The sequence below is a fragment of the Nonomuraea sp. NPDC051941 genome (assembly GCF_044593615.1).
Genome location: NZ_JBIUCF010000006.1, coordinates 312125 through 323461 on the forward strand (window position 1 = coordinate 312125; position 11337 = coordinate 323461).

Genomic DNA, 11337 nt, shown 5'->3' on the forward strand with positions numbered 1-11337 from the left:
GGGGCCGAGCTGTCTGATCTGGCTGATGAGGAGTGGCGCGGTTGGATGTCCTGCGGCTGCTCCCCGTGTGCCGCAGTGTGGCGGTGGCGGGGTAGAACCGATGGCGGACGCTCCTTGGTCGACCGCGTGATCCCGCTCGGGAGTCAGGCGTCGCGGAGATCGCCTGCTCCGTCCTGCTCGGTCAGGAAATAGACGGAGTGGGAGACAACCTGCCGCGCGGATGTGGGTAGGTCGTCCGGCCCGTAGTAGTCGTTCAGCCGGCGCCAGAACTCTTCTTCCGTAGAGGCTGCGCCGATGATCGGATCATCATCGGTCACCATCTCCCACACCAACATTTCTCTCAGGCCCGGGCCGTCGAGTTCTTCAGAAATGGCCTCGTGAAAGACGTTCATCAGCCGGGACTCGTGTTCACGGCGGCAGTCACGGGGCAGCAGCCAGCGCTGCCACCAGGTCCGAAGGTGATTGGCCGCGGAATCCGCGAAAGCCTCAGCCGCGTCTTCGGCCGACTGATCGTAGTTCGGGTAGCTTGGCCGATTCACCCGGATCAGCAATTTGTGCTGACATTCTTCGGCGCACGTGTACCGATATAAACGAAACTGCGTGCGCTGGATACCCATGGCCTGATCGTAGTGGGCGTCTTCGAACCCAGGTTCCGAGGGAACCAACTCGCGTTGACCTTGACGGGCATGTCCGGGTCGTCGACATCGGGAACCCCGTCCGGACGAGAGTCGGATCGGCCACCCTCGTGTCGAGCAGCCCCAGCCGGCGCGCTAAATCAAGGCTGGTTCAGTGAAGCTTCTTCATCCAGGCCGCAGGGTCAGCCTCCTTCATTTACTGACCCACCGTGGCCGTGTGACCGGGACCACGGCGAGCAGGTGGTCCAGGCCTTTGAAATCCTTGGGATTGCAGGTGTAAAGGGGGAGGCGGTTCGCGATAGCCACGCAGGCGATCATCAGGTCTGCTGCTCGGGGGCGGGATTTGCGTTCTGAGGCGATGATGGCGGTCCACAACTGGCCGTACTCGCGGGCGGCGGTGTCGTCGAAGGGAAGGGGGTCGAACTCGGCCTCGGCGGTCTGAAGGATCTTCATTCGCTGCGCGAGTTCCTGTGCCCCAGCGGCCACCAGTACGCCGGCTGACAGCTCGGCGGTGGTGATGGCGCTGATCATCATCTCGTCGGGCAGTTCGTCAGGGTCGATTCCGGCACGCAGGATGAGAATGTTGGTGTCGAGGAGCCCTTGAGCGAGAGTCATTCCCCGTCCTCTGCGAACTCGCCTCTGCCGTAGGCGCGATCGTAAGGGTCGTAGAGGTCGTCGTCGACGTGGCGGTTCATGTCCTCGAGGTATTTCTGGTCGTCCAGTCGCGGCATGCCGCGGGACACGGCGGCGAACTCGGCGCGCGAGACGGCCCGGCGCCGACGGCGGATGGGGACCAGGTCGCCGATGTGATGACCGTTGCGTGTGACGGCGTACCGCTCGCCGCGTTCCAGGCCGTCCATGATCTCCGCTGACCGGTTTCGTAGGTCGCGTTGGGAGATCTGATGGGAGTGGTCGGGCTCAGGAGTGCTCACTCGTCAACTCCATCTCAGCGTGCTGTCTGGTGCTACAGGGTGGCACTCTCGGCGTCGTTCGTGGCCCTTCACATCGGCGTGATCGGGACCGCTATCGGCGCTGGGATCGGAAGTTCGGTCGCGATGGCCAGCCCGCCGGCGGTGCGAGTTTCCTCGCGTACCCGCTCAGATCGGTCATCGGCGCACCCGATAGCGGAGGTGGAGCACCCGGTTGCCCTGGATCACCACGTCAGGATCCTCCAGCAGGTGCTGTGCGTCGACTGACCCGAAGTAGCGCTTGCCAGATCCGAACACCACGGGCGCGACGTCCATGGCGACCTCGTCGACGAGCCCTGCGGCCAGCACCTGGCCGCCGACGTCGCCGGCGGCGACCTCGACCGTGCGGTCGCCCGCAAGTTCCTGTGCCTTGGCCATGGCGGCCTTGACACCGTCGACGAAGTGGAACGGCGCCTCGGGGTTCCAGCCCTTGGGCATCGGCCGGTGGGACACGACGACCACGTGGGCGATCCCGCCCGGAGGCTTGCCGCCCCAGCCGTCCGTCAGGTCGAAGACGTGGCGGCCGACGATCGTCACTCCGATCTGGTCCCAGTACGGCCGGGTGTAGTCGTAGGACGCCTGCGACACCTTCGCCTCCCCGGTCTCGCCCAAGGGGACGTCACCGCTGGACATCCAGTCGAACAGCGGTCCGACCTGGTCGTTCTCGTCCGCGATGAAGCCGTCCACCGACACCGTGCTGTACATGACCACCTTGCCCATGGGGCTCTCTCCTCCGCTCGGGAAGTGCCCATTCTGGCGTGTCGGGAGTTGCCGGCTCTTGTAAGAAATCAAACGGCCGGCAGCGGCCCGACGTCGAGCGCATGGCCGGGATGTTCGTGCAGGAACCGCCGCCGGACTTCGACGTACCGGGTCGGCGTTAGCCCCGTGAACGCCCGGAACTCGTGTCCGAAGTGGGCCTGGTCGAAATAGCCGGCGCGCCCGGCGAGGTCGACCCAGTTGACCGGTTCGGCGGGGTCGATCGCGAGCACGGTGGCGGCGAAGCGGTAGGTGCGGGCGAGCCGTTTCGGCGTGACGCCGATGAGCTCCTTGAACCGCTGTGTCAGATGGGTGCTGCTGACGCCGGCCGCCACGCTCAGGTCGCCGATCGCCACTGCTCCCATGGCCGCCGCGATGACGCTGCTCGTGTGGCGGACCAGCCCCAGGCCGGCGGTCTCGCAGAGCCGTCGCATCAGCTCGTCCTCGAGCAGCGTCAGCATCTCGTGCGGCCCGGCCGCCATGGCCAGCCGGTCTCGCAGCTCAGCAATGGCAGGACGGCCCCAGACCTGTTCCACTGTCACCGGCCGGTCACACAGCTCGGCCGCAGGCATCGGCAGGAACGGCGCCAGCCCCCACGGCTTGAAGTGCACGCCGACTGACCGAGTCCCCGGTGGGTAGCCGAACTCGAAGGCGCGGGTGGGTGTGGTGACCACGCAGCCGTCGGCGTACTCGGCCGTCTTGATGTCGGTGCCGGCGCGGATGTGGAACGGCGCCCCGAGGTTGAGGATGAGCACCGCCGACGGCATCGGCGGCAGCGTCAGCCGGGGGTACGGCGGCGCGCCCTCCAGGTAGTAGAGGTCGTCGATCAGCCCGTCCAGCGGCGGTCGCGGCACTCTGGACACGTACTCCACGCGTCACAGCATCGCCGATGCACGGGCGGGCCGCCAGGTCCTCGTACGCCGTCAGTCGCGGAACTGCGGCGGGCGCTTCTCCTTGCGCCCGGCCGCGGCCTCCTCGAAATACCGGTCAGCAGCCGCACCATCAGCCGGCCCACGCCCTCGCTGGGCATGTGCTGCTCCAGGCTCGCGGCGTCCGTAGGTCGGCTTGTGGCGGACGCGCCAGCGGAAGACAGTGCCGTCGACGGTGATGAGCGGCGAGCCCTTCTTCGGTATCGCCACGGCCGCCTCCGAGCTCCGCTCTTGTTCCGTCGCTGTTCCCTGGGAGCATCGGAACCAGGGAGAAGCGACGCGAGACGCCCGCAAGCGTTTCGCCGGTGACCGGATCGCGCATCGGAGAACATGCAGATCCAGCGCCTGGTCATCAGCCGTCACCTTGCCAAGTGACCTCTGACCTGCTCAAAACCCCGCCTGCCGGTCCTCGGAGGCGGGGGTCCCAGGGCTTAAATGATCAGGCCGTTGGTGAATCCGCGCAGGGGGGCAGGTCAGCAGCTCGGCGCGTGGTGATCCAGGTGGTGAGCTTGCTGTCGTTGCCTTCGGCTGGAGTGAGGAGTTCGGCGTAGCTGCGGACGTGGCGGGCTCCTACGGTGAGACTTCCACCCTCGATCCCCTACGTGCTGCCGCCGAAGGGTTGGCAGAACCAGCTCCGGACGGGTCATCAGCTCCGGAGGCTAGGCCGGTTCGGCGTCGGCGGCGAGCTCCGACGATGCGGTTGGCGAGCCGGTTGAGTCGTCGCGCTGCTGATAGTCGGTGAGATCGCGCAGGTGCCGGATCGGTGATGCCAGCAGGACCAACGGCATGCAGGCGGCCGCGACGACGAAAATCATCAAGGTGACGCGGCCGCTGAGGACCCCGGCAACGGCGCCGGCGATCAACCCGCCGATCGGGATCGCACCCCAGGAGACGAAGCGGACCGTCGCCATCACCCGGGGCAGCAGGTCGGGCGGGCTGGCGATCTGCCGGTAGGTTCGGGTCACCACGCTGAACACCACCACGCCGGCGGAGAAGACCACATTGCCGACGGCGAAGGCGACGAAGGCCTGCCAGCCGGTGCCGAGGGGCACGACAAGCGCCCCGGCGAGCGAGACGAATCCGGCGACGATCAGGGCGCGGGCGGTCCCGAGCCTGGCTGTGATGTGGTTCGTCAAAGCCGCGCCGATCAGCGTGCCGACGCCGTCGGCCGCCAGCAGCAGGCCGACGAGGCCGGGCTCGGCGTGCAACTCGCGCACGAGGTACAACGCGTAGAGCGCGTGCTGCGCCCCGCAGACTGTGTTTGCCGCGGTGGCGGCCCACATGCACGGCCTCATCACCGGGTGGTGCACGACGAAACGCCAGCCTTCCCGGATCATCGCGCGTACCGGTGGCCAGCGCTCGGGGGTCTCTGAGCGGCGTTCGGGCAGGGTCCGCAGCAGCAGGGCTGAGACAAGGTAGCTGACCGCGTCGACGAGGAGGGTAGGCACAGCCCCGAGCACCTGGACGATGAGACCGCCGACGGATGGTCCGCCGAGCTGAGTTGTGGCCTGGGTGCCGGAGGTCAGGCTGTTACGGGACTGCAACTGCTCCTTGCTCACGATCGACGGCAGGAAGGTCGAGTTGGCGACGTCGAAGATGACGTCCGCGAAGCTGATCGCGAGGGCCACGATCACCAACTGGGCGACCGTCAGACGGTCCAGCCACCACGCCAGAGGAATGGAGATGACCGCCGCCGCGCGTGCCAGGTCAGCGCCGACCTGAACCCTTCGCATGGGTAGTCGCTGCACCATCACCCCGGCGGGTAGGCCGATCACGGTCCAGGCGACGTAACCGGCAGCGGCGATCATGCCCATCTGTAACGCGGAGGCGTCGAGCACCGTCAACGCCGTCAGTGGCAACGCCACTGCGCCCATCGCCGAACCGACCGCGCTGGTCGTGCCGGCCGTCCACCACCGCCAGAAGACGCTCGCGCCGCGCGCACTGTCGACTGCCATCTCGACATCTCCCCAGTAAGTTCCAGAATGGAATGCACTATATACTGGGGCATGTGAAGCGTGCTGATCTACCCGACGCCGACTGCGGCATCGCGCAGGCGCTTGGAGTGATCGGTGACTGGTGGACGTTCCTGGTGGTGCGGGACATCGCCGGCGGCACCACCCGCTTCGACGGCCTTCAGCGCGAGCTCGGTGTCAGCCGCCGAGCTCTGGCCGAGCGCCTGGCCGGGCTCGTCGAACACGGGGTACTGGAGAAGCGGCCCTACTCGGATCGCCCGCCGCGTTACGACTACCTGCTGACCGCGAAAGGCGAGGGCCTGCTGCCGGCGCTCATCGCGCTACAGGATTGGGGCACCAGACATGTGATGGGCGATGGCGCGCTGACCGCGACCAGCGAGGACGGCTCCGCCGAGACCCGCCGGGTGCATGAACTGGTCGATCGGAAAATGCCAGATGTCGTTCTGGAACGACACGACGGCGAACGGGCCGCGCCCAACGCACCCGGTGCCTGGACGGTGCTCTACTTCTTCCCCGGCGCCTTCGCGCCCGGCGCCCAGGGCCACCCGCCTGGTTGGGCCGACATCCCGGGTGCTCAGGGTTGCACTCTGGAGTCCCTCACCTACGCGTCACGGCATGCCGACTTCGAGGCGGCGGGTGCCGTGATCCGAGGCGTCAGCACCCAGCGACCCGACCAGCTGTCCGACTTCGTCGCGCACGCGAGGTTGCCCTACCCGCTTCTGTCCGACCAGGACAGCAAGCTCGCGGCCGGGCTGCTGCTGCCGACCTTCCGGGCGGCCGGCGTCGACCGCTTCAAGCGCCTCACCTTGCTGGTCGACCCCAACGCGATCATCCGCGCGGTGCAGTTTCCGATCAGCGACCCGGCCGGCTCGGTGGAAGACATGCTCGCCCTCGTCCGCGCTCAATAACAAAGACCCCCGATCCGCGTCGAAGATCTCGTCCGGGGCCTGTTGCAGCTTCGCCGGATCCATGAATCGCCCTGGCCCGCACCGACCCTGACCGCACCGTCATCGCTGAGCGGCTGTTTCGCTTCTACGACCGCTGCGCCGTCTCCGGCCTGCCCGAACTCGAACGCCTGGCCACCGCCATTGAGACCCGGTGGCCCAAGATCCTGGCCTTCCTTCAGACCGGCATCACCAACGCCGGCTCGGAAGGCACCAACCGCGTCATCAAGACCACCGTCCGAGACGCCTACAGCTTCCGTAATCCCGAGAATCAGCGTCTACGCACCCGATGCGCCACTACCCGACGCGGACGCGCTTAACTTGCGCCTACCATCGAAGAGCCCTCACGTTCCGCTCGATCCCTGGCGGCTGCGTGCCGGGCCACCGCGGCGGCGCCCGTGCCGGCCAGGACGAAGAGGGCGGCCAGGCCGACCCAGCCCGCGGTGCCGTGTTCGACGGCGGTGGTGGCGAGGATCGGGGAGAACATGGCGGCGATCGCGTAGCCGGTCTGGCTGAGGCCTTGGTAGGCGCCGGCGCTGCGCTGGTCGGCCAGTTCGAAGGCCATGCCCCAGCCACCCGCCTCGCCCAGGATCTCACCCATGGTGTGGGCGAACGCGGCCAGGACGAACAGGACGCAGGCGACGATCATGTTTCCGTAGCCGGCCAGAGCGTACAGACCGCATGCCATCGCGAGCAGCCACGACGCACGCCTGACCGTGCGCCCGGCCTTGCGAACGTCGTCGGTGCCGCGCGAGGCGCGCACCTGGAGTGCGGCCACGACCACGGTGTTGAGGACGAGTAGCACGGAGACGATGGCGGTGGGCGCGTCGGTGGTGGCCACCCAGAGCGGCATGCCGACGGTCAGCAGGCCGAACTGCGTGGCCACCACGGCGTTGCACGCCACGCTCGCGATGTACGTACGGTCCCTGAGCGGCGAAGGCCCGGCGGACGCGGCGCGCTCCCTGACGGCGGTCATCCTGGCGGCGAGCTCCGGCACCTGGCGCCCGAGCCCGGCCAGCGGCATGGTGGCCGCCAGCAGCAAGATGCCGGCGACGACCACCGCCACACGGTACGCCGACGCGGTGCCGATCAGGAGCGCCGCCGCGGCGGCCACCGTGCCCAGGCCGATGAAGACGTTCGTGACCACGCGCATCCGGGCCCGGACCTCGACCCGCTCCGGGCCGGTGTACCACCGCGCCAGCATCGCCTGCTTCGACGTGGAGCCCACCGAACGCGCGATCACGGCCAGGCAGGCGATCAGGGTGAACACGACGGCGTCGGAGACGAACGTGTAGGCGAGCAGCGCAACCCCGTTGAGCCCTGTCGCCACCGTCTGGACGTGGTGCGCGCCGACCCGGTCAGCCAGCCACCCTCCAGCGTACGAGGCCAGCACCCCGGTGCCGCCCGCGATGCCCAGCCCGAGACCCACCGTCGTCGCGCTGAGCCCGATGACGAGCGTGAAGTACAGCGTGCTGACGGTGTAGAAGACGCCGCTGGAGAGCGCGAACGCCATCGTGCTGACGGTCAGCGAGCGGGCGACGCGGTCCTGAGGGAAGAAGGTCTGGATCACGGGGGCCTTTATCCCGTAATAGGGCCTTTGTCGCCAATTGATGTAGCGTATGGCTTCATGGCAGGGCTGATCGAGTACGAGCTCGCGGGGATGGACGTGGCCGACGTCCGCTTCGCCATCTCGCCGCTCAACGAGCTCACGTTGTCGTTGCGCACGTTCCGCGACCCTGGCCGCTATCCCGTGCACCTGCCCTGGCTGCGCCGCACGGAGCAGGCCCGATCCACGCTGGACGTGCCCCTGCTGCAGGCGCTCACCAACGACGACATGTGGACGCCGGACTACCTGTCGCCCCGCCCCCATGCCCCGCTCACCCGCATCGACGACGAACTCGCCGCGGTCGCCCGCGTGCCCGTGGACCGGGTGATCGACGACCTGCGCGCCATCCACCCCCGGCTCCCCGAGCCGCTGCGCGGTGACCCGTCGGCCCGCATCCTGGACGCGCTGCGGGACTACTGGCGCACCTGCTTCGCACCCTGGTGGCCCAGGATGCGCGCGGTCCTGCAGGCCGACGTGGTCCACCGCGGCCAGGTCATCTCGGCCCACGGCCTGGCCGCGATGTTCGCCGACCTCAGCGAGCGCGTTCAGCTGAAGGACGGCGTCGTATCCATGCGGCTGATCAGCGACGCCCGCTACCGGCGCTCCACCAGCGGCGAGGGCCTCACCCTGGTCCCGACCCTCTTCAGCCGGGCCGCTACCGTCCCCATCTCCCCGTCCGAGCCCCCTTTGATCATGTACGGCACTCGGGGCGTCGGCACGCTCTGGCAAGCGGAGCCCCGTCACTCCCCAGGGGTGCTCACCGACCTTCTGGGCGCCACCCGGGCCGGGCTGCTCACCATGCTTGAGACCCCCGCCTCATCTACCGAACTCTCCGGCCGCCTGGGCGTCACCCCCTCGGCCGTCAACCAGCACCTCCGCACCCTCCGCGCCGCCGGCCTCCTCGCCAGCGCCCGCCACGGTCGCTCGGTCCTCTATCTACGCTCGGAACTCGGCGACGCCCTCGTCGCCGGATCAGGGCTTCGGGCCGTCGGTGTCGACCGCGCAGCGGAGGACGCTGCCCACCCCGGTCCCGGTCAGTTCGGCCAGGAGGCCTGAGACGGTGGTGCGGTCGGTGCCGTTGACGGAGACCGTGCGCAGGGTCCTAAAGCAGTCAGTTACGCCGGGTGCCGACTAGATCGGCCAGAATTTCGATGTACGTGTACTCGTCGTCCGACGTGTCCGCGTTGAACAGCGCGATGATGAGGCCCTGCTCAACCAGGGCACAGCCAATGCCGTCACCGTCACTTTCGTCCAGGCCTCTGACCACGAACTGTGGGACTGTATATGTCAGCAGGTTCTCGCCTTCCGACAACTCGTACGGGACGCCTTCAAAGTAGAGATAGTTGTCGTTCCACAGGAGAGTGACGTCATTGACCGCGCTGACGATCGCTTGAAACTCCTCGGGCTGGACACTGAAATCATCGGGACTGACGGCCCAGAGTTGGCCGTCCAGTCCGTAGACAGCTATTTTGGTGTACCCGGCGAGCTGCACCGCCTGTTCCAGCGCGGTTTGCAAGTCGCTTTTCGACACGTTCAACCCCTCCCGTGTGGCCCTGCTGGGTGCGGGACCGGTCGCGGGGGCCACCACCTGCTCGTTGCTCGCGAGGATCCTCTTCGCCATCGTCGATCAACATGAGCCCCTGATCAAGGGGCGCTCCCTTCGGCCGTGACCTCCATCGCCTCCGCCCGACGGGTGCGTTGCCCCGCAGTCCTGCCATGAGAGCTGGTGATCTGCCCACAGGAGGACACCACGAGTCACCTGGCGCTTGGTGAAGGCAGGCCGGCATGACGTGCAGACGGTGGATGTGCTCGTAACGGATCTGGTCGATGATGCGCGAGGGCCGCCGGGAGGGTGGCGGGTAACCGACGGCCCTTTCGCTCTTGTATTTCCTCGCGGACCGGCAAGGGGTCAGGCGGTGACGCCGCCGTCCACTGCTATGGAGGCGCCCGTGATGTATCGGCCTCCCTCGCCGGCCAGGTGCGCGACGGTCGCGGCGATGTCCGCGGGCTCCCCGTAGTGCCCGAGGGCGGTGTAGGCGCTCTGAGCGTCGGCGCCCGGCCCGTCGGCGGGGTTCATGTCGGTGTCGATCGGGCCGGGATGGATGACGTTGGCGGTGATGCCCCTCGGACCGAGGTCGCGTGCAAGGCCCTTGGTCAGTCCGGTGAGGGCGGTCTTGCTCAATGCGTACAGGGTGATGCCGGGGAAAGGCGTGCGGCCGGACAGGCAGCTGCCGATGTTGATGATCCGTCCGCCTTCGGTCATGTGCGCGGCCGCGATCTGAGCGGCGATGAACGGCGCACGCACGTTGATGGCGAGGACTCGGTCGAAGTCCTCCGGACGCACGTCCTGCAGTGGCCCGAAGGGGAACACTCCGGCGTTGTTGACCAGGACGTCCAACCGGCCGAACTCGCCGGCCGCCCGCTGAACGGCGTCCGTGACCGCCCCGGGGTCACCGGCGTCTGCCTGGAGGGCCATGGCCCGGCGTCCCATCGCCTTCACCTGCTCCATCACGGCGCGGGCCTGGTCGGTGCCGTGCTGGCAGGTCACCGCCACATCCGCCCCGTCAGCGGCGAGCCGGAGCGCGATCGCCTTGCCGATGCCGCGGCTGCCGCCGGTCACCAGCGCTGCCTTGCCGTCCAGAACTGCAGACATATCGGACTCCCATCGTGAGCGAGATCTCAGGAGCCAGGGGCGGTTCACCGTCCCTGATGCGCCCCTTGAACCCCGTGCTGCCTCCCCTGGTTGCACCGGGACGCCACGACCCCTGGAACTACATGCTTGCGACGGGTGTGTGGTCGGGCCGACAGCACGTCCTGCCGTCGGCGAGTGAAGATCTCATGGGCTGTGCGGCAGGAAGTCGGCGGGCGGGCCTTCCGGTTGGTGACGGGGGCTGGGATGACCACCGTTGCCAACCGGAAGGCCCGCCCTCAGGGACGGATCCGTGTCACCTCATCAGCGCTGCAGGGTCAGCAGGCCCGGCCGGTAGGGCAGGAGGCCGTAGTCGCCGCCGGAGCTGGGGTTGCGTCCTTGGTAGAGCAACTGCAGGTTGCAGGGATCGACGGTCATGGTCTGATCGGGGTTGCTGCGGACCAGATCGCCGTGGCTGATGTCGTTGGTCCAGGTGGCGCCGCTGTTGGCCTTGCCGGCGAAGGGGTTGCTCTCGGTCGCGGCCTGAGGTGTCCACGAGCCGTCCAGGCTGGTGGCCGTGAACGAGCGGAAGTAGCGGCCCTGCGAGCCGATCGCCTCGACGAGCATGAGGTATTTGTTCTGGCCCTGGAGCTTGTAGACCTGAACGGCCTCGAACAGGTTGTTCGTCGTGTCGCTCATGATCACCGTCGAGGTCGAGCCGAAACTGCCCGGGAAGTTCCCGATGGGCATGCCGGCCCGGTAGATCTTGCCGTTGTCCCCGGCGAAGAACAGGTACATGTTCGTGCTGTCACCGATGAGTGTCTGGTCGATGGGGCCTGTTCCGGAGCCGGAGATGCTTCCGGAGAAGAGCACCTGCTGCGATGACCAGCCGTTCGG

Annotated in this window: 14 protein-coding genes; 3 read left to right on the plus strand and 11 right to left on the minus strand. The window is 67.8% G+C overall.

Features of this window, described 5'->3' with window-relative positions:
• Positions 1 to 143: 143 nt before the first annotated feature.
• From ACIHFD_RS14230 to ACIHFD_RS14260, 7 genes are all read right to left on the minus strand, one after another.
• Entirely contained in the window at positions 144 to 617 is a 474-nt protein-coding gene (locus tag ACIHFD_RS14230) for a hypothetical protein (protein WP_397367200.1), read from the minus strand.
• Between the two features lie 210 nt (positions 618 to 827).
• Positions 828 to 1250, minus strand: a complete 423-nt coding sequence (locus tag ACIHFD_RS14235) for a type II toxin-antitoxin system VapC family toxin (RefSeq protein ID WP_397367201.1) — start codon at positions 1248 to 1250, stop codon at positions 828 to 830.
• The gene (locus tag ACIHFD_RS14240; protein ID WP_350725299.1) at positions 1247 to 1567 is read right to left on the minus strand and encodes a prevent-host-death protein; all 321 of its coding nucleotides are present in this window, start codon (positions 1565 to 1567) and stop codon (positions 1247 to 1249) included. The genes ACIHFD_RS14235 and ACIHFD_RS14240 overlap by 4 nt, the downstream gene beginning before the upstream one ends.
• 174 nt (positions 1568 to 1741) lie before the next feature.
• Positions 1742 to 2323 (minus strand): dihydrofolate reductase family protein, encoded by a 582-nt coding sequence (locus tag ACIHFD_RS14245; RefSeq protein ID WP_397367202.1) that lies wholly within the window; start codon positions 2321 to 2323, stop codon positions 1742 to 1744.
• Between the two features lie 68 nt (positions 2324 to 2391).
• Positions 2392 to 3231: a helix-turn-helix domain-containing protein gene (locus ACIHFD_RS14250; RefSeq protein WP_397367203.1), complete on the minus strand. Its 840-nt coding sequence runs from the start codon at positions 3229 to 3231 to the stop codon at positions 2392 to 2394.
• Between the two features lie 51 nt (positions 3232 to 3282).
• Complete coding sequence (locus ACIHFD_RS14255) at positions 3283 to 3498, minus strand: hypothetical protein (protein ID WP_397367204.1); 216 nt, start codon at positions 3496 to 3498, stop codon at positions 3283 to 3285.
• Between the two features lie 449 nt (positions 3499 to 3947).
• The gene (locus ACIHFD_RS14260) at positions 3948 to 5243 is read right to left on the minus strand and encodes an MFS transporter (protein WP_397367205.1); all 1296 of its coding nucleotides are present in this window, start codon (positions 5241 to 5243) and stop codon (positions 3948 to 3950) included.
• A gap of 53 nt (positions 5244 to 5296) precedes the next feature.
• Here ACIHFD_RS14260 and ACIHFD_RS14265 point away from each other — a divergent pair, with 53 nt between their 5' ends.
• The gene (locus ACIHFD_RS14265) at positions 5297 to 6169 is read left to right on the plus strand and encodes a winged helix-turn-helix transcriptional regulator (protein ID WP_397367206.1); all 873 of its coding nucleotides are present in this window, start codon (positions 5297 to 5299) and stop codon (positions 6167 to 6169) included.
• Positions 6170 to 6270: 101 nt separating this feature from the next.
• Positions 6271 to 6525 (plus strand): transposase, encoded by a 255-nt coding sequence (locus ACIHFD_RS14270; RefSeq protein WP_397367215.1) that lies wholly within the window; start codon positions 6271 to 6273, stop codon positions 6523 to 6525.
• Here ACIHFD_RS14270 and ACIHFD_RS14275 read toward each other — a convergent pair.
• Positions 6522 to 7775, minus strand: a complete 1254-nt coding sequence (locus ACIHFD_RS14275; RefSeq protein ID WP_397367207.1) for an MFS transporter — start codon at positions 7773 to 7775, stop codon at positions 6522 to 6524. The genes ACIHFD_RS14270 and ACIHFD_RS14275 overlap by 4 nt on opposite strands.
• Positions 7776 to 7832: 57 nt before the next feature.
• On the opposite strand from ACIHFD_RS14275, the gene ACIHFD_RS14280 reads away from it, so the two are divergent.
• On the plus strand, positions 7833 to 8867 hold the full coding sequence (locus ACIHFD_RS14280; RefSeq protein ID WP_397367208.1) for a DUF5937 family protein: 1035 nt from the start codon (positions 7833 to 7835) through the stop codon (positions 8865 to 8867).
• A gap of 55 nt (positions 8868 to 8922) precedes the next feature.
• On the opposite strand, the gene ACIHFD_RS14285 is transcribed toward ACIHFD_RS14280, so the two are convergent.
• The 3 genes from ACIHFD_RS14285 to ACIHFD_RS14295 all read right to left on the minus strand — a co-directional run.
• The gene (locus ACIHFD_RS14285) at positions 8923 to 9432 is read right to left on the minus strand and encodes a profilin (protein WP_397367209.1); all 510 of its coding nucleotides are present in this window, start codon (positions 9430 to 9432) and stop codon (positions 8923 to 8925) included.
• Between the two features lie 288 nt (positions 9433 to 9720).
• Entirely contained in the window at positions 9721 to 10464 is a 744-nt protein-coding gene (locus ACIHFD_RS14290) for an SDR family NAD(P)-dependent oxidoreductase (protein WP_397367210.1), read from the minus strand.
• A 300-nt stretch (positions 10465 to 10764) separates the two neighbouring features.
• Positions 10765 to 11337, minus strand: a 573-nt coding sequence (locus ACIHFD_RS14295; RefSeq protein WP_397367211.1) for a non-reducing end alpha-L-arabinofuranosidase family hydrolase, incomplete at its 5' end; no start/stop codon positions are given.

What these genes read in the sequence shown, in the direction of transcription:
- ACIHFD_RS14245 (WP_397367202.1), bottom strand. Translation starts at nt 2,323, where the DNA reads ATGGGCAAGGTGGTCATGTACAGCACGGTGTCGGTGGACGGCTTCATC.
- ACIHFD_RS14280 (WP_397367208.1), top strand. Translation starts at nt 7,833, where the DNA reads ATGGCAGGGCTGATCGAGTACGAGCTCGCGGGGATGGACGTGGCCGAC.
- ACIHFD_RS14285 (WP_397367209.1), bottom strand. Translation starts at nt 9,432, where the DNA reads ATGGCGAAGAGGATCCTCGCGAGCAACGAGCAGGTGGTGGCCCCCGCG.
- ACIHFD_RS14235 (WP_397367201.1), bottom strand. Translation starts at nt 1,250, where the DNA reads ATGACTCTCGCTCAAGGGCTCCTCGACACCAACATTCTCATCCTGCGT.
- ACIHFD_RS14290 (WP_397367210.1), bottom strand. Translation starts at nt 10,464, where the DNA reads ATGTCTGCAGTTCTGGACGGCAAGGCAGCGCTGGTGACCGGCGGCAGC.
- ACIHFD_RS14260 (WP_397367205.1), bottom strand. Translation starts at nt 5,243, where the DNA reads ATGGCAGTCGACAGTGCGCGCGGCGCGAGCGTCTTCTGGCGGTGGTGG.
- ACIHFD_RS14230 (WP_397367200.1), bottom strand. Translation starts at nt 617, where the DNA reads ATGGGTATCCAGCGCACGCAGTTTCGTTTATATCGGTACACGTGCGCC.